The 17090-nt window shown below is 67.7% G+C and carries 12 protein-coding genes and 4 pseudogenes; 8 read left to right on the top strand and 8 right to left on the bottom strand.

The genetic code is table 11. The annotated features are described in order from the left end of the window. Positions 1 to 156: 156 nt before the first annotated feature. Positions 157 to 282, bottom strand: coding sequence for a SapB/AmfS family lanthipeptide (locus tag C9F11_RS46215; protein WP_138968545.1), 126 nt, complete (start codon positions 280 to 282; stop codon positions 157 to 159). Between the two features lie 102 nt (positions 283 to 384). Further along, positions 385 to 2937 carry a class III lanthionine synthetase LanKC gene (lanKC, locus tag C9F11_RS46210; RefSeq protein ID WP_249402379.1) on the bottom strand — a complete coding sequence of 851 codons (2553 nt, stop codon included), beginning with the start codon at positions 2935 to 2937 and terminating at the stop codon, positions 385 to 387. Positions 2938 to 3412: 475 nt separating this feature from the next. Between lanKC and C9F11_RS46205 the strand changes: the two are divergent. The 3 genes and pseudogenes from C9F11_RS46205 to C9F11_RS46195 all read left to right on the top strand — a co-directional run bounded on the left by C9F11_RS46205 (position 3413) and on the right by C9F11_RS46195 (position 7176). Next, a pseudogene (locus C9F11_RS46205) lies at positions 3413 to 4622 on the top strand (IS3 family transposase). A 992-nt stretch (positions 4623 to 5614) separates the two neighbouring features. Further along, positions 5615 to 5755 (top strand): annotated as a pseudogene (locus tag C9F11_RS46200) (recombinase family protein); the annotation flags it as partial. A 1097-nt stretch (positions 5756 to 6852) separates the two neighbouring features. Then, on the top strand, positions 6853 to 7176 hold the full coding sequence (locus C9F11_RS46195; RefSeq protein ID WP_138968080.1) for a hypothetical protein: 324 nt from the start codon (positions 6853 to 6855) through the stop codon (positions 7174 to 7176). Between the two features lie 216 nt (positions 7177 to 7392). Here C9F11_RS46195 and C9F11_RS46190 read toward each other — a convergent pair whose 3' ends face one another. From C9F11_RS46190 to C9F11_RS46170, 4 genes and pseudogenes are all read right to left on the bottom strand, one after another. Continuing rightward, positions 7393 to 7983 (bottom strand): hypothetical protein, encoded by a 591-nt coding sequence (locus C9F11_RS46190; RefSeq protein ID WP_138968543.1) that lies wholly within the window; start codon positions 7981 to 7983, stop codon positions 7393 to 7395. A gap of 499 nt (positions 7984 to 8482) precedes the next feature. After that, complete coding sequence (locus C9F11_RS46185; protein ID WP_138968541.1) at positions 8483 to 9238, bottom strand: transposase family protein; 756 nt, start codon at positions 9236 to 9238, stop codon at positions 8483 to 8485. A gap of 190 nt (positions 9239 to 9428) precedes the next feature. After that, positions 9429 to 10484 carry an IS3 family transposase gene (locus tag C9F11_RS49505; protein ID WP_138968539.1) on the bottom strand — a complete coding sequence of 352 codons (1056 nt, stop codon included), beginning with the start codon at positions 10482 to 10484 and terminating at the stop codon, positions 9429 to 9431. A 174-nt stretch (positions 10485 to 10658) separates the two neighbouring features. Further along, positions 10659 to 12115 (bottom strand): annotated as a pseudogene (locus C9F11_RS46170) (NF041680 family putative transposase). 736 nt (positions 12116 to 12851) lie between these two features. Here C9F11_RS46170 and C9F11_RS46160 point away from each other — a divergent pair. After that, positions 12852 to 13565, top strand: a complete 714-nt coding sequence (locus tag C9F11_RS46160; RefSeq protein ID WP_171076238.1) for an IS3 family transposase — start codon at positions 12852 to 12854, stop codon at positions 13563 to 13565. A gap of 1 nt (position 13566) precedes the next feature. On the opposite strand, the gene C9F11_RS46155 is transcribed toward C9F11_RS46160, so the two are convergent. Then, positions 13567 to 14154 (bottom strand): transposase, encoded by a 588-nt coding sequence (locus C9F11_RS46155; RefSeq protein ID WP_269078162.1) that lies wholly within the window; start codon positions 14152 to 14154, stop codon positions 13567 to 13569. A gap of 23 nt (positions 14155 to 14177) precedes the next feature. Beyond that, positions 14178 to 14510 carry a helix-turn-helix domain-containing protein gene (locus tag C9F11_RS46150; protein ID WP_138968025.1) on the bottom strand — a complete coding sequence of 111 codons (333 nt, stop codon included), beginning with the start codon at positions 14508 to 14510 and terminating at the stop codon, positions 14178 to 14180. Positions 14511 to 14560: 50 nt separating this feature from the next. On the opposite strand from C9F11_RS46150, the pseudogene C9F11_RS46145 reads away from it, so the two are divergent. From C9F11_RS46145 to C9F11_RS46130, 4 genes and pseudogenes are all read left to right on the top strand, one after another. Then, a pseudogene (locus tag C9F11_RS46145) lies at positions 14561 to 15114 on the top strand (transposase); the annotation flags it as partial. Next, positions 15111 to 15509 (top strand): hypothetical protein, encoded by a 399-nt coding sequence (locus C9F11_RS46140; protein ID WP_171076237.1) that lies wholly within the window; start codon positions 15111 to 15113, stop codon positions 15507 to 15509. The pseudogene C9F11_RS46145 and the gene C9F11_RS46140, both read left to right, overlap by 4 nt. 56 nt (positions 15510 to 15565) lie before the next feature. Beyond that, the gene (locus C9F11_RS49500) at positions 15566 to 15724 is read left to right on the top strand and encodes a helix-turn-helix domain-containing protein (RefSeq protein WP_249402378.1); all 159 of its coding nucleotides are present in this window, start codon (positions 15566 to 15568) and stop codon (positions 15722 to 15724) included. Between the two features lie 81 nt (positions 15725 to 15805). Then, positions 15806 to 16747: an IS3 family transposase gene (locus C9F11_RS46130; protein ID WP_138968535.1), complete on the top strand. Its 942-nt coding sequence runs from the start codon at positions 15806 to 15808 to the stop codon at positions 16745 to 16747. Positions 16748 to 17090: the final 343 nt, after the last annotated feature.

The following is a 17090-nucleotide window of genomic DNA, read 5'->3' as shown; positions in this document are numbered from 1 at the left end:
CGGGGCTCCTGCGGGAGATGTACGGGCAGTCGAAGCGGTTGGCACGTGAGCGCCGGCCCGGGACGCCATCTCAGCCCGGGCCGGCTCTGTTCATCCCGGCGTCAGGTCACCTTGCCGTCCGGGAGTGGAGCGCGCTGACGCCCCGAGGGCGCCCGACTAGAGGCACAGCAGGGTGCTGACAGTGCTGTTGGTGCAGTTCACCGCGGAGAGGGAGCTGAGGACCGACATGTACTCGGTGGTCTCCTCCGGGGTCTCCATGGCCTGCAGACTGAGGATCGACATGGTGCACTCCTGTCACTTCGGTTGGCGCTTCTGTTTCCCGGCGGACGCCGGAAACTCTGGGCTGCGAACGGTGTTTCGCAAGAGGTAGCTTGCTGCGGTTGTTCAGGACGCCCGTGGGCGAGGTAGGGGCGCGGGTGCGGCGGCCCGAGCATCGGGCCAGAAGGGGAGGGCTGGGGTGTTGTCGAAGATCGAGCCCAGGGCAAGCAGGATGCCAGCGGAACCGGTTGCCAGATCCATGGAGAGCCTCAGAAGCTGCTCGCCGGGGAAGGCCACGTGTCCTTGATGAGGAACGAGATGCCACACAAGCCGTCGGATATGACGCCGAATAACCCGGTCGTGAACCCCGGTGTCCTCTTGGAGCAGGTGCAGCAGCCAGACCAGGCCCGCCCGCCCGTTGAACAGACCGGGCTGGACGATAAACTCGGGCTCGGCGGCGGCGCGGATGAGGTCCAGCCTCTGCTGCAGGTCCGGATCAGGTCGATGGCCCAGGTAGGTGTGGAGGACGGCAGCGATGCCTGCGCTGCCTGACTCTAGGTAGGGCAGTACCCTGTTGCCCTCGTCGACCTGGAGAGTGCCGTCGTCGGCCAGGACACAGCGGTCCAGGTCCCGGCCGAGTGCCAGTTCCGCCAGGTCAAGCAGATCGCGGTCGCCGGTGCTGTCGTACAGGCGTAAAAAGAGCAGAGCGGCTCCGGTGCTGCCGTGCATCAGTCCGCTGCGTGTGCTAGCCGACGGGCCGCCCGCGTCAGCGGCTGTCTGCAACCGCTCGGCGAGCCGGTCGGCGGTCTCCGCGGCAGCGGTGTACAGAGTGGAGTCGCCCGTGGAGGCGGCGAAGTGCAGCAAGGTCAGTCCGATGCCGGGCAGTCCCCCAGCGAGATCGTTGCCCTGGGCGTCCGGCGGGTCCTTGAGGAGATGGTCCAGGAGGTTATGCGCCTGCCGCGTGTAGCCGAGGCGATCCAGGGTCAGAGCGACTCCATGCGAGCCGGTGTAGAGACCGGGGCGGCAGGGCTCGCGGGCGACGGCGCCCAGCAGCCACTGAACGTGGTCGGTATCGACGGGGGCACCAGTGCAGTGCAGGGCCCACAGGACTCCCGCAGCACCGTAGGCGAGCCCGAGTCCGTCGTGGGTGAACTGGTTGGGGTCGCCCGGGAAGAGCCGATCGGTGCGCTCCGGGGTGGCGCTCGCCGTGATCGCCGCCGCCATCGAAGCCTGCAATGCAGGCCAGTCCGTGCGCTCCCCACTGAACAGAGCGCTCAATGTGTCGTGTCCGTGGGGCGGATCCGTGGGTAGCGGTCTCGGCAGCCCGAAACGGGCCGCCGCCGCGTCGGCCAGCTGCCGCCGTTTGCCCGGATCCAGTGACGTCAGCTGCACCAGCGGCATGAAGATCCACAGGCGCAGTGCGTCAAGAGCGTACCGGTCGATCGCGAACCCCTGCAGATCGGGTGGGGCCGCGAAACCGGCGGCGCCAAGGCCAGGCCTGACGAACGCATCTACAGGAGAGGAGAGTTCGAAATCGATGAAGCACACCCGCCCGTCCGGCCGGACGATCAGATTGCGCGGATGCAGGTCTCCGAAGACCACCCCGCGGTCGTGGACGGAGCGAAGGCCTTCCTCAATGCTCTCCAGGACCTCCAGCGCCTCCGTCCTGTAGCGGTCGATGTCCTGTTGGTTCGGATCGGGATGGACCAGCGGGTAGCGTCGTCCGAACCACCGGTTGAGCGGCTCGCCCTCTATGTATTCTTGGACCAGGAAGTGGTGTTCCCAGGCCGTGAAGTAGTCAAGCACGGCGGGTACGGCGGACACCCCGTCCAGCCGACATAAGATGTCGCGTTCCATACCGAGCCGCAGGACCGCGTCGTCCCCGCGCTGGTCCAGCCCGGCATGCGGGCGGGCTTCCTTGAGGACCACCTCCTCGCCACCGCTGGCGGGCCGGGCGACATAAATGCCGCCTCCGTTGGAGAAATGCAGGGCCCGTTCCACGGAGTAGCGGAGCTCGGACGTACCGAGTCTCGCCCGGTCGGCCAGCGCCTGGGCCAACACTCCTGGAACGGGAGCCCAGTCGGGCACCTCGAACACCGCCCGCCGCACATCCGGCCGCAGCCGACCCGACGGTTCCCGTAGAGCCAGAACGAGCTCGCCGGTCTCCGACCGACAGAACTGCTCGGTGAACCCTCCGTAGCGCAGGAACAGTGGCCCCTCGCGCCAGCGCAGATCACTCAAGATATAAGGCCCACGCTGCCCCGCGAGCGCCGTGCCGAGTTCCTGGAGACATCGCTCCAACGTCGGCTCGTCAGCCGGGTACAGCGTCATGAACTTTCCGCTTGAACCCCGCGAGGCGTACTTAGCATTTTGAGTCTGCACCAGCACCGGGCTGCGCAGGAACTTGAACGCCACCCGGTTCTCGTAGCAGTAGGCGGCGACCACGGTCAGGACGTGCTCCGCGTTGTCCATGCACGCAGACACATGGATCTTCCAACCCTGGTCGGGCAGCACCACACCCGCAAGCTGCCGTCCCACCCACACGTCTCTCGCGTTGCCTACCCAGCCGACGGGTATGGGAGCACCGACGGCGTCGAACTCCTCCACCGTGGCCCACCGCACAGGCGAGTCGTAAAACACCGGATCGACATACGAGAATGCCTCATAACGCATGTCCATAAGACCCCCATCGCGATGAATCGACATTCTCAGATGGATGCGAGTGGCAATGCAGGACTGTTTCACCCCTCGATAGCAGAGCTACCCTGACGTGTTCACGTCCGCGATGCGAGGGTAGTGCACGCACGACTTCCACACGCAGGGCGCATTCAGCGCATCTACCGAGCGCCCGAAGCCCGCAATCCCGGGCGGTGCGCGACCATTTGCACCCACACGCAAGTTCGAGGGTCTGTACGGTGGATCTTGAAAGTGGAGTGACATCTGATGACAGACGTGACGGTGTCGGCTGAGGCCGTGGAGGAAGTTTAGCCTCGCTGTTTCGCTTCGAGCGGGACAGCCGTGTTGATGGTCAACTTGCGGGTGCTCAGGACGGTTTCGCTGTCCAGGGCAGGCCGTAGGCCCGGCGGGGCCTTGCCCCCGGATTTTGGACACCGGAGGCACTTGGATCTTGATGGTCCAGGAGAACGGAGTCCCTGTGGGGATGAAGCACTACCCCGCCGGGTTCAAGGCGGACGCGGTCGCGTTGTACCGGTCGAGGCCAGGAGTGACGATCAAGTCCGTCGCCGACGATCTCGGGGTGAACACCGAGACGCTGCGGAACTGGATTCGGGCCGCCGACGGACGTCGTCCCGGCGCCCGTTCCTCGCCGCCGGCCGCCATCCCGGCCGGTGGTGACGCCGTCGAGGCGGAGCTGGCCGCTGCCCGGAAGAGGATCCGTGAGCTGGAGGAAGAGCGGGACATCCTCCGCAAGGCGTCCCGGTATTTCGCGACGGAGACGCGCTGGTGAACCGCTGCCAGTTCGTTGAGGATCACCAGCGCCGTCACGGCGTGAAGCGGCTCTGCGGCATCCTCGGCCTATCCCGCTCGAGCTTCTACCACTGGCGCCGCACCGCGGCCGCCAGGGCGGCCCGGCAAGCCGTCGAGGCCGAGCTGGCCGCCCGGATAGGCAAGGTCCACCAGGACTCCGACGGCACCTACGGAGCCCCCAGGATCACCGCTGAACTCCGCGACGAGGGCGGCCCGGTGGTCAACCACAAGCGCGTCGCGAGGATCACGCGGAGCATCGGTCTCGAGGGAGTCCGCCTGCGCCGCCGGCACCGCACCACGCTCGCCGACCCGGCCGCGGCGAAGGCGCCGGACCTGATTGGACGTGACTTCACCGCTGCCGAGGTGAACACGAAGTACGTCGGCGACATCACGCATCTGCCGGTCAGCGGTTCGAAGCCGCTCTATCTCGCGACCGTCATCGACCTCGCCTCACGCCGGCTGGCCGGGTGGGCGATCGCCGATCACATGCGGGCCGAGCTCGTCATCGACGCCCTGGCGGCCGCCGAGCAGACCCGTGGCAGTCTCGAGGGAGCGTTCATGCACACGGACCACAGGTCGCAATATGCGAGGAGAGCCTTCGCTGAAATCTGCAGGTCAGCCGGGGTTGGCACAGCATGGGAGCGGCCGGGTCCAGCGCGGACAACGCCGCTGCGGAAAGCTTCAACGCCGCCTTCAAGAGAGAGACGCTCAAGGGCCGCAAAGGCTGGCCGGACGAGCGCCAGGCCAGGCTCGACGCCTTCCGCTGGCTGACCCGATACCACACCCGACGCCGGCACTCCCGCCTCGGCCAGCGGTCCCCGATCGCCTACGAGAACGACCTCCAACCAACAGCAACTACCCTGGCCCAAGCCACATAGACGTGTTCAAAATCCGGGGTCAAGGCCCCCCTGCCCTGGGACGAACTGGCCGCATGAAGCCCTCAGATGGCTGCTCTGCCTCGCTCTCTCCGGCAACGCCCCAGTGTCGCCCGGCACCTTGAATGATGGTGCGCACAACTTCGTACTCGCCGACGCTGAGCTGCATTCATTCTGTCCCGGCAGGGTGATGGACGGTGAGATTGCCCGGCCCGTCAGGCGGTGGCCGTCGTGGATCAGGCCACGTCAGAGCCTTCCGTCCTCCGGCCTGAACAACCACTCTGACCAGAAGGAACGGAGGAAAGAAGGGGTGCGTTTCCTCTTGAGTGACGAGTGTGTGTCTGGTGGGCCGGGTTTCTCGTTGCGGTAGCTGTTGATCAGCTGGTGTGGGTGAGGCGGGGCCGGATGGGCTGTGGGGAGGTGCTCTTGCTGCTGCGGGAGCGGGAGGCGGCCTGCCGTCGGGAGGCGGAGCGGTTGCGCGGGGAGGCCGTGCGGGGCGCGGGGCTGCTGGTGGTGTGCGAGCAGGAGCTGGCCCGGGTGGCGACGGCATGCCAGGTCGTAGGCGGGCTCCCGGCGGCGCACGGCGAGGCCGGGTCGGGGTCGGGCCCCGGCCCCGCGAGCGGAGGTGTCGGGTCCCGTCGGCATTCAAGCTGCCGAGGAAGCTGGCGAGTTCACGGGGCGGATGCTGGGGGTGCTGGCCGCGTAGGCCGGTCCGGTGCGGTGTCGGCAGGTGGTGGAGGGGCTCGGGCTGGAGGCGGTGTCCCGTGAAGTGGAGCGGGTGCGCCACCAGTTGAAGAAGGCTACTGCCGCCGGGCGGGTGGTGCAGACCCCGGGCGGCCTCTTCACCCTGGCGCGTGGAGGTGCCGCGGTGCGCGGGTTTCCTGCCGGTACGGGGACGGGCCTCCTTCTTGCTGGTCGGGTGAGGAGCCAGACCGGGCAAGGAAGAAGACCCGGTGGCGCCTTACATGTCCGCGCCCCAGGTCCCCGGCCCGTTCACCGCCACTCCCGCGGTCCACCGCCAACTCCTCGACCGCTGCCAGCCTCTCGACGGCACCGCGGCGATCCCGGCCCAGCGGAAGGCCCGCCGCGAGTACGAGAACCGCGTCAACGCCCTCGGGGCTCACACCCGGAGCTGAAAAGACCCACCACGATCAAGATCTGGCGGCTTTTGGGCTTCCCTCGGCGCTACCCCAGGTGGATGCCCGCGCCGCCGCCGAGGTGCGCGTGGAGGTCGTCACGGGCAGCGACACGGTGGTGCGTCCTTGGGCCGAACGGAGCCACCGCCGGCTGCTGGCCACCACGCTGGGCCGGGTGGAGGCGACCGGGATGGCTTACCGCGCCCCCGGTGCGGCCAACCTGCACCCCGGCGACGCCGCCCTGTCCCTGCCGCAGCAGGTCTGCTCCTCCCCGCTGCAGCGCGCCGTCGCCCTCGAGGCCGCACAGACACCCCTGCGCCGGGCGGGCGCGCACCTTGAGCGCACCACCGGCCGCCGGCCCGGCACCGGGCAGTTGATGGAGATCGCCTGTCGCGTCGCCGCCCGCATCCCCGCCTTCTGCCAGCAGGGTGTGTCCGCCCCGGCCGCCGGCAGCGAGGGGGACCGGCTGCTGGTGCTCAGCTGCGACGCGACCGGCGTGAACATGATCCCGTCTGATCCGCGGGAGCCGGTCCGCACCGCACGGGCAGCCGACGGCCCCAAGCCGCCCTCGGCCCAGCTGTCCAGTCGCGAGCACACCGGTCGCCGGCGGATGGCGACCGTCTTCGTTATCTACGACGCCGACCCGGTCCCACGCACCGGTGCGTGGGGGTCCCACGCACCGGTGCGGACGTCCTGCCGGCCACCGCGGCCGAACGCGCTGCCCGCACCCACGGCCCGCGCGCACGGGGCCGACACCTGGGCTCCCTTCAGCGGTCCGCCGCGGCCATGGTCACCGCCATGTTTGACCACACCGAACAGCGAGACCCCGACCACCGGCGCCGCCGGATCGTCCCGGTCGACGGCGCCAACCACCAACCCGACCGGGTGCATCGCAAGGGAAGCGGGCACCCGCGGCGTCCATGCGGACACGACCGTGGACATCGTGCATGTAATCGAATATCTGTGGCGGGCCGCCGAGGACCTCCACCCAGGCCACGCAGCGCGCGCGGCCTGGGCCGCCGGCGCCGCCCGCACCGTGCTGGACGGGCACAGTCCCCGCGTCGTCGCACTGCGCCAGCACCTGCGCACCCGCCCCGATGACGCGAAGCAACTGCCCGCCGTCGCCCGCACCGCCGCCTCCCCTGCAGGCCAAGGAGCCCTGCCTGCGCTACCACCTCACCCTCACTATGGGCTGGCCCATCGCGACCGGGGTGATCGAGGGAAGCTGCCGCCTCCTCGTCAAGGACCGCCTGGACACGACCGGGGCCAGAGGAAGCCTGCCCGGCACCGAGGCGGTCCTCCTCCTGCGCGCCGTCATCGACAACGGCAACGTCGAGCGGTACTGGCGCTCCTTCACCGAACTCGACCACCTGCACACCCACGCCGTCCGCTACCAGGGACAACCCGCCCCCGCAGCGTGACCGCAACCACCCACATCACTCAAGAAGCAACGCACCCAGCCTGTTCCTGCGGGAGCTGCCCGTCACCAGCAGCTTTGGAGATCTGAGTCTCAGTCACGCGATCTTGCCTCTCCGCCCCGGCGGGGCACCCGGGCCCCGCCAGAGTCATCAGATCACGGACTTACGCTACCTTCCAGACACGCCCGCCGGTCCAACCCTGCTGGACTCGCTGGTTGATCAGAAGGGTGGTGGCCCCAGAGTGGTCGAGGCGTTCTCGAGCGTCAGCCGGGTGAGTTTACCTTCGACTAGTTCGGTCTTGACGGCCCCGAGAGGGACGAACACGTGGAAGCCCTTACCGGCCATGGGGCCTGTGACGATTCTGTGTTCCAGTTCCACCCCGGGCGTCGCCCCGGACAGCGTGATGTCCAGGTGCAGGTGCGAGGTTCCGGTGCTGGTGGCGGGCGGTGTTCCCTTTCGGATCCAGGTGATGTTGAGCGTGGCGTCGATCGACAGGACCGTGGGCAGGGCGAGCGTTGTGATCGTCGCGGGTTGGGGTGCAGCCGTCCACGTGGCCAGGTCACTGGACTCGGCTGGGGACAACAGGGGGAAACAACCGACATAGTTGAAGGCGACCAGTCCCTTCCTGGTGCCCAGGACGGGACCGGACCGGTTGAAGTTCGCTTCGCCGTTGACGCTGCAGGTCAGCAACGTCGGGTCGCCTGAGGACGCCGACGCGCCCGCCGAGGCGGAGGCCGCGATCAGCGCCCCAGCCGCCGCACAAGACAGCAGCTTTCTTGTTGCCTTCGTTGACACATTGATCCGTCGCACGGTACCTCTCCTTCGAGGCAATGGAAGCGCCTGGGCGCCTTCCGACACGGGTGTGATGCCTCGGGTCCGCCCTGGCGGGACGGAGCGGCGAGTACCAGAAGAGTAGCTTCGATTTGGCATGACGGCTCGTCAGCTCGGCTGGCGGGCCGTTTCTGCGTGTCATGGCTGGGTGTTTCTGCTTGTGGACATGGCGAGGGGCCCGGCTGTCGCGTCGGGTAGGCGCCGAGTCCCACAGCTTTGGAGGTTGCCAAGTGCTCGGCGGGATGGGGCGTTGTTGCTGGCCAACCGGGTTCGGCAGGGCGTGCAGGAATGCGAAAGCACTGGTGATCACACCGGTCCAGGGCCAGTGGCGGGCCGGGAAAACAGAACGGACAGTTGATCGACAACGCGCTCGTCTGCGGCGCAGGCTCCGCCCGTGCGACCGGTGGGGAGTACCAATAGACGGCTCTTCTGAGGGGCCCCGAACTTTTCGGGCACGCAGGCAAATCATTGAGCTTCTTCAGTGTTGCCGCTCGAGGGTGAGGACGGCTTTGGCGATGGACGTCATGCGGTTGGGGCTGTATCGGGATCTGCGGAAGGTCTGCCAGGACTTCAGGCGGGTGATGCCGCGTTCGACCGGTGCCCGTGCTGTGGCCAGGGCCCGGTTGACGGTTTTCTCGGTGGGGGTGAGTTCCTGCAGGGGTCTGCGTTTGATGCCCGTGGTCAGCCAGGGGCCGCCGCCCTGGTAGGCGAGATCGGCCAGGATCAGGATGGGGACGCCCTGGCGCTCGCAGATGCGGATGATCCAGTGAGTGCGGGCGGCGGTCAGGTCGTGAGACCGGCCCGGCGGCGTGGGTGAAAGCCACAGCAGCCGGCCGCCGGGATCGGTGACCACCTGCACGTTCACCGCGTGCCGGCGGTGCTTGTGGGAGTAGTCGGCTCGTCCGTCGCCGATCCGGTCGCACTCGGCGGGGGTGCCGTCCAGCAGGACGAAGTCGGGACCGGTCTCGCGCAGGACCTTCAGCAGTCCCGGTGCACGCTCGGCGAGCAGGTGGATGACCGTGCTGGTGTAGGCGTGGGCGGTGGACTGGCTGATCCCGAACCCGGCAGCGATCTTCGCCAGGGTGGTGTGTTCGCGCAGGTACACCGGTGCCACCATCGCGCGCCGAGACGGGCGGAGCTTGCAGCGCCGGTCGCCCTCACGCGTGACAATGAGCATGGTGACCCACTCCACGAGTGCACGGGGCAGGTCGAGTGCGGCAGGATGGATGACCAACGAGGCCCCCGAGCAGCATGGTTGAGACGTCAGACATCTCGATCAACATCCCGGGGGCCTCGCTCGCTGCGCTATAGGCCGTCACCTGATCGGTGGCCAACTCGAAGAAGCTCACTGAGCGACTCTGTCGGGGATCTTGAGGTTCGTCTGAGGGGTCTCGCGCTTTCCGGGCAGGTGTCTGGTGATGACTTCACGCCGTGATGTGCAATGTCTGGTATTCGGTGTGGGCTTCGCGAGGTGGGCGGTTACCCACTGCCGAGTGGAGGTGTTTGTGTTTGTGCCAGGATTCGATGTGTCGAGTGATGTCCTGCCGGGTGGCTTCGCGTGTCAGGTAAGTCACTCTGGATACACGCTCGTTCTTCAGCGCCGCGAAGAATGATGCCGTCATAGTGTTACTGAAACAGGTCCCGGTCCGTCCGGCGGAACGTGGAAGGCCGAGGTGTTTCAATGTCTCACCGTGCTCGGCTGGCCTGTAGTTCGATCCGCGGTCCGAGTGGAATATTGTGCCGTCTGTGAGTTTCCTGTTCCGGGCTGTGTTGCGGATGGCCCGGGATGTGAGGGGGGTGTGGTAGTGGTCGTCCATGGCGTAGCCGATGGCTTCCTTCGTGCGGCGGTCGATGGCGGTCGCCAGGTACAGCCACCTCTCACTGGTGGACACGTAGGTGATGTCCCCGACCGGCTTTTGGCCGGGAGCGTCGGCGGTGAAGTTCCGGCCGGCGAGGTCAGGCGCGGGGCCGGGGGTGCCCTGGGTGAGGCCGAAGCGTTTCGGCTTCGGCTGGGAGGGCTCCAGGCCCGGTTCGCGCGTGAGGCGGCGGACCGGCTCCAGGCCGGCGGTGACGTCCCGGCGGTGCGGTTGTGCGTGGATGCGCTGGTGGCCGTAGGTGCTGTCGGAGTCCTCGAACGCCTTCGTGATGAGCAGTTTCAGTTCCTCACGCCGTTCGGCTGTCGCGGATTCGGGACGGCCTCGCCAGTCGTAGTAGCCGGATTTGGAGACGCCGAGTCGCTTGCACCTGTACCCGACGCTGTACGCGTACTCCGTCGTGTCGAGCCGCGTCTCGTTGATGAACTCGTACGTGCTCGCTGCCGGGGATCCCCCGCGAAGTACGCTGCGGCTTTTTTCAGGAAGGTGTTTTCCATCTCGGCTTCGCGGATCCGGCGTTCCAGCTCTTTGAGGCGTGCTCGTTCGCTGAGCGTCAGTTCCGCGTCTGGCGCCGGCTCCTGGCGTGCCTTGTGTTTCTTCACCCAGCCCCGGAGGGTTTCGGGGTTCATCCCGGGCTCGCGGCCTGCTTCGGAGATCGTCTTACTCGAGCTCAGCGCGACCCGGACGGCTTCTTCACGGAACTCGGGTGTGTACTTGCTGAGTGACGCCACATCGTGCTTCCTCGTTCCCTGTTCAGGGCAACCCTATTGAGCTTGTCATTTATCCAGTTCGCCGGGGTTTCGTGCCCTTCTGGTGGTGGGCGGGTCGTGCGTAGGCCTCGCCGGTCGCGAGGACTCTGCCCACGTCATGGCGGGTGGCCGGGCGGTGGTTCTTCGAGCCGGGCGGACGGCCGGGGCCGGGCCGTGTCGGTTTCGGTACACCGGCCGGAGAGCCGGTCTTCGTGCGCAGGTTTCTGAAACCCCTGCGGACGCGGGCGGGTGTGAGTCTGTTCGGCGGAGACGGTTTCTCCCAGGGACGCCGGAGGTCGGTGGCCAGGGGACGGGCGAGCCGAAGCTGGGCATATGCGGAGATCACCAGCCAGGTCCACCGGTCGGCCGCCTCCGAGCTGCGAAGCCGGGGCTTGGTCCATCCGAGGGTCTGCTTGAACAGGCGAAACGTGTGCTCGATGTCGAATCTCCGCAGGAAGGACTGCCAGCAGCGGTCCACGTCGTCCGCGGTGGCGTCGGTGCCCGACCACCACAGCCAGACCGGCTTGTTGACCCCGCCGCTGGGCAGCTTCTCCACGACCAGGCGGATGACAGTGCCCTCGATGAGTGGCAGCGGCCCTCGTGGTCGAGCCAGGCCGCCCGACGCGTCAGCCTCGGATGCAGTCGGTCCCACGCCTGCGCGGTCGCCTTCCCGTAGAGCCGGGTGTCGGTGACGGTCACCACCTGCTCGGTGTCCCAGGTAGCGGGGTCGCCGAAGACGAACTCGCCCCCGTGCTTGGGCGGACGGCCTGGCCGACACACTCGTGGTGGTGTCGGGCGCCGCATGACGCGGTCGGAGCGGAGACGGCCGAGGATCTCGACGGGCAGGCCGCCCAGCAGATGGGCGATGCGGGGTGCGTCGTAGCCGGCGTCCAGGACGACCAGGACCTTCGGGTCACCCGGCTTCCACTGGCCGGCGGCCACGAGCCGTTCGACGACCTCGCGGAGTTGGACCGTGGCCACTGCAGCGACGTCAGCGCCGGGCTCCAGACGGACCGCGTCAAGCACTGCCGTCCAGGACGTGCGGCCGGTCTCCAGCGCGGCGACGAACGAGTAGGGCCAGCCCGGGACCATCTGGTGCTTGCCTTCCCCGCGGCCGAAGGTGTGGCCGAAGGCCCGGTCAGCGCAGGTACCGGCGCCCGGCCGCAGCCACGGCGAGACGTCCGCGGCCAGGACGATCCGGCCGTCCGCCGCCTTCGGCAGCGGCATCCCGGCCAGCGCGCGACGCAATCGGGCGACATCGATCCGCCCCTGGTTCAGGCCACCGTAAAGGGCACCGTGCCCGCGGCGGTGTTCCGGTGCGAGTGCGAGATCGACCAGCGTCCGCACTGGCCCGTCCGTGCACAACAACGCATCACACAACTCGAACATGGCGTCGCCCCGCGCGGTCAGAGATGCGTACAACTCCGTCCTGAAGCGTGACACTTCCGCGAACGCATCCCGCAGGACATCCTGATGCTCCAGACTCACAACCACGGCCTTCGTGCTGTTCCTCTGCCTCTGTGACGGAGCACAGGATCAGACGAAGGCCGCCTTCGCGTCCGCTGAACTGCGAAAACACTGATCAAGTTCGAGTCGCATTCGACGCCACACCATAAATCACAAGTTGAGTCCCTGTCCGGAAACTTCGGGGCCCCTCACCTGGCCCAATGCGTAACGTTCAGGCTGGGGAAAATCGCGGATCTGGCCGTGATTGCGTGAATCCCCGGGTCATGATCGCAGCAAGATACGGGTGCGGAGGAGTCGGAAGGAGGCTCTGCCGTACATGGCTCTTTTGATCGTCTTGATGCGGTTCACGTTGTCCTCGACGATGCCTGAGTTCCAGGCGAGCTGTGCCACGGGCCCTGCCCCTGCGTCCTGGACACCGTAGACACTGGATCTTGAGGATCTGGGAGAACGGAGTCCCTGTGGGGATGAAGCACTATCCGCCGGAGTTCTAGGCGGACGTGGTCGCGCTGTACCGCTCACGGCCGTGAGCCACGATCAAGTCGGTCGCTGCTGTTCTGGGGGTCAACACCGAGACGCTCAGGAACTGGATACGGGCCGCCGACGGGCGGCGCGCGGGCTCGCACTCGGCCACCCAGCCATCCGCGCCGGCTCCCGATTCGGCGGAGGTGACTGCCTTGCGCAAGCGGGTGCGTGAACTCGAGGAAGAGCGGGACATCCTGCGTAAGGCGGCACGGTATTTCGCGACGGAGACGCGCTGGTGAACCGCTTCCAGTTCGTTGGAGATCACCAGCGCCGTCACGGCGTGAAGCGGCTGTGCACCGTCTTGGCCATCGCCCGCTCGAGCTTCTGCTACTGGCGCAAGACCGCTGCCGACCGAGCCGCCCGCCAGGCGGCCGACGCGGAACTCGCCGCCCGGATACGCGCCGTTCACCGGGAATCGGACGGCACCTACGGCGTCCCGAGGATCACCACCGAACTCCGCGAGGACGGCGAGCACGTCAACCACAAGCGCATCGCGCGCGTCATGCGCACGATCGGCCTGGCCGGCGTCCGCCTGCGCCGCCGCCACCGCACCACCGTCCCGGACCCGGCCGCCGCGAAGGCCCCGGACCGGATCAGCCGCGACTTCACCGCCGGGGAAGTCAACACCAAGTACGTCGGCGACATCACATACGTGAGCGTCGGCGGCGGGAAGTTCTGCTATCTCGCGACCGTGATCGGCCTGGCATCACGGCGCCTGCGGGCTGGGCCCTGGCCGACCACATGCGCACCGAGCTCGTCATCGATGCCCTGGCGGCAGCCGAGCGGACCCGGGGCAGCCTCAAGGGCGCCATCATGCACAGTGATGATTGCGGAGCATCACCGCGGGCCTGACCCCATCACCCACCGACGCCTTTGGGCTGTCCGGCTCGTGAATTGTCGGTCCTCCGAAGCGATGCCGCAGTGCGCGTGGCCGGCCAGGCGTTCGTGACCTACTGATCTCTTCGGGGTGTTGTCGGGTGGTAGTCGGTGATGGTGAGTCCGGTGCTGGCGAGGCATCCGTCGATGAGTTCGGGGTGGTGCTGGATGTGCCGTAGTCCGCGGCGGAGGGTACGTTCGAGGTGGTCGTCGTCGGTGAAGGCGACGCTGGCCAGCGGTCCTCTGCGCAGGAGCGACCACACTCCCTCGACCGGGTTCAACTCCGGCGCGTAGGAGGGAAGGTGGACAATAGTGAGCCAGTCATGGGCATCGGCGTACTTGCGTAGCGCGGCGGCTCTGTGCGTGCTCAAGTTGTCCCAGACGAGCACGATGGGGGCGCCGAGCTGGATGTGCGCGCGCACGGCCAGGTCGCGGTAGTCGCACCAGTCGAAGCTCCTGCGTCCGGAGCGATTGGGGGACGGGTTTCGCCTCGGCCGAAAGATCAGCCTTGAGGTCTCGCCGGGCTTGTAGCAGCACATTGCGGCGATCGAGTAGCGGCGCCAGGACCGGCCCCGGACCTGCACCACGGGCGTGTGGCCACGTCGGGCCCAGGTGCGGGCGATGGACGGCGTCATTGCAAATCCGGCCTCGTCCTCAAACACGAGGTAGGCCCCGAGCGTCGCCGCTATAGTTCCACCTGCGGCCACACCTCCTTCTTCCACCGCTGGTCCTCCCAGCCGTGTGCGGCCGGCCCCCGCGCCAGCTCAGCCTCCAGAGCGGCGAACTGGCCATCGGACACCTTGGGCAGCTTCGCCGCCCCCGATGAGGCAAGACCTCCCATGCCGCCGTGCCGCCACGCATGCCGCCAGCGTTCCACCGACCGCTCACTCACCCGCAATTCCCTCGCGATCGCCGCGGTCTTCTCACCCCGCTCGAACCGCTGACCGGCCTCAAACCGGATCCCTTCACGGAACCGCTGCCGCTCCGGAGTCAGCCCTCCACCCTGCGCATACCGCATAGTCCCGGCTTACCGCAGGGATCAAGGAACGTCACCACCCGACAACACCCCGAAGAGATCAGTAGGACCCGTCCCTCGTGATCATCGACACCCAGTCCGTCCGCGCCGCGGCGGGTGTCCCGAAGACCACGACGGGACTGGACGCGCACAAGAAGGTGTCGGGCCGCAAGCGCGGCCTGGCCGTCGATGCGATGGGGCTGGTCATCGGCGTCGTCGTCATGGCCGCCTCCGCCCACGACAACGCCGCCGGGACCGCCCTGCTCGGCCAGGCCGCCGAGCGGTGCGGCAACCGCCTGGAGAAGACCCTGGTGGACCAGGGCTCCAAGGACGAGGTCCTCATCCACGGCGCACTGCTGGACACGACGTCGAGATCGTCCGCCGCGACCCCGCTGACAAGGGCAAAGGCTTCATCCCCCAGCCCAGGCGGTGGATCGTGGAGCAGGTCAACGGCACGTTGATGCTGCACCGGCGTCTGGCCCGTGAGTACGACCACCGGCCCGACACCTCCGCCTCACGCGTCTCCTGGGCCTCGGTCGCGAACATGGCCCGCCGCCTCACCACACCGTCTCCGGCCTGGCGCGACACCCTCGGGCTGGCCGCGTGAACGTCACCGAGCCCCTGGCCGGCCTCCAGGCCCGGCATAACGAGACCGCCGCCCGGGCCGGTGAACTACACGACCAGATACAGCACTTGACCACCGCCCTGGCCGAGACCGAAGCACGACTCGCGGACCTGGCCACCACCGCCAAGGTCATCGCCGAACTCGCACCCGCTGGAGGCGACCCCGATCCGCCCGAGACGAACACCCCCCACCAGACCATCGTGAACGCCTTCAACCAGCACCCCGGCCAGGTGTTCCGAGCCCGTGACCTGCACGAACTCCTCGGCATGCCCACCGACGAGGCATCCGTCAACATCACCCCCAGCCGCCTCGGACGCCTCACCCGCCAAGGCTTCCTCACCCAACCCGAACGCGGCCGCTACCAGAAACGGACTTAACGTCCTCTAAGAAGCGCCTCTACGATGCGGAGTTCCGCGAGGGGGCGGTATGGATCGTGTTGGAGACCGGGAAGCCGATTCCGGAGGTGGCTGCGGATCTGGGCATCCATGCCGGGACGCTGCACAGCTGGGTGTCGCGGGCCCGGCGAAACGGGCTCGCCGTCGTCGGACCGGCCGGTGGCCGAGCCGCCTGGTGGCCGGCTGCGGGAGAGTGAGCGGTCGGAGTTGGAGCGGCTGCGGGCCGAGAGGAGGGAGAAGGACAAGGGCATCCGGGAGCTGGAGAGGGAGCGTGATGTGTGCAAGCGATTCGTGGCCTTGTGGGTGAAGCAGCTGACGCTGACCCGGCCGTCGCGGTCGGGGTGATCAGCAGTTGCAAGGCCGGGCAGAAGATTCCGTACCGAGCCGCCTGCCGCGCTTTGGGGGTGTCGGAGTCGTGGTTCTACAAGTGGCGCGACCGTCCGCCCACCGCGCGGGAGATACGCCGACAGCACCTGGCAGAGGAGATCGAGGAGATCTTCCGCGGCTCGGGCGGCACCTACGGCTCGCCGAAGGTGTTCATCGAGCTGATCTGCCGAGGATGGCGGGTTTCGGTGAACACCGTCGCCAGGCTGATGGCCGAACTCGGTCTGGCCGGGCGGAAAATTTGCCGGCGCCGGGGCCTGACCCGGCCGGGCAAGCGGGCGCCGGCCCCGGACTTCGTGCGCCGCGACTTCCATGCCGAGGAGCCCGGCCTCGTCTGGGCGGGCGACATGACCGAGATCGACACCGGCGAGGGCAGGCTCTGCCTCGCCACCGTCATCGGTCTGTTCTCCCGTCGGCTGCTCGGATATGCAATGGGCGCCCGGCAGGATGCCGAACTCGCTGTCGCGTCCCTGCACATGGCCGCGGCCACCCGAGGTGGCGACGTCCGTGGCGTGATCATGCATACGGACAGGGCCAGCGAATACTGCTCGGGGAAGTTCCGGCGGGCCTGCCGCAAGCTCGGCGTGGTCCAGTCCATGGGCAGAGTCGGATCTTGTTTCGACAATGCCGTGAGCGAGGCGTTCAACAGCGTCCTCAAGGTTGAGTACGTCTACCGGCACACCTTCGCCACCCGCACCGAGGCCCGGATCAGGATCGCCACCTGGATCACCGACTTCTACAACGCTAGGCGGCTACACAGCGTATGCGGGTTCAAGAGCCCGATCGACTACGAACGTGACTACCGAGCCACCCTCGCCGAGGGACCGGCCGCATAGATCGTCTCCACGCAGCGAGGGGATTGACACGACCCTCTTCCGGCCCCGACGCCACTTGATCACAGCGAGTGGATACCGGACTGAGATGAACGAACGCTTCCGTACCTGGAAGACCATCATCGGCACACCCGTGCCCGGCTGGCCCAGGTGGCAGCAACACCATCACCTCCCAGACCCCACCTGCCCCCGTTATGTTCTTCGCGGTCTTGCAATGGGGCCGCTGGCCTCCGGGTCCGGTATGACTGTGTCCCCTCTGTCGAACGGATGACCTGGGGGGGTGTCGCCGGGCCCGGGAGGTGCCGTCGGAGACGCTGATGAGAGACCCGGCCACCACCCGGTCCGG

Origin of the sequence: Streptomyces sp. YIM 121038, from assembly GCF_006088715.1 — a bacterium.
Lineage (GTDB): Bacteria > Actinomycetota > Actinomycetes > Streptomycetales > Streptomycetaceae > Streptomyces.
This window is presented reverse-complemented; position numbering and strand designations above follow the sequence as displayed.

Coding starts and splice junctions, on each gene's coding strand:
- C9F11_RS46150 (WP_138968025.1), bottom strand. CDS start 14,510: ATGCGGTATGCGCAGGGTGGAGGGCTGACTCCGGAGCGGCAGCGGTTC.
- lanKC (WP_249402379.1), bottom strand. CDS start 2,937: ATGGACATGCGTTATGAGGCATTCTCGTATGTCGATCCGGTGTTTTAC.
- C9F11_RS46195 (WP_138968080.1), top strand. CDS start 6,853: ATGACGCGAAGCAACTGCCCGCCGTCGCCCGCACCGCCGCCTCCCCTG.
- C9F11_RS46215 (WP_138968545.1), bottom strand. CDS start 282: ATGTCGATCCTCAGTCTGCAGGCCATGGAGACCCCGGAGGAGACCACC.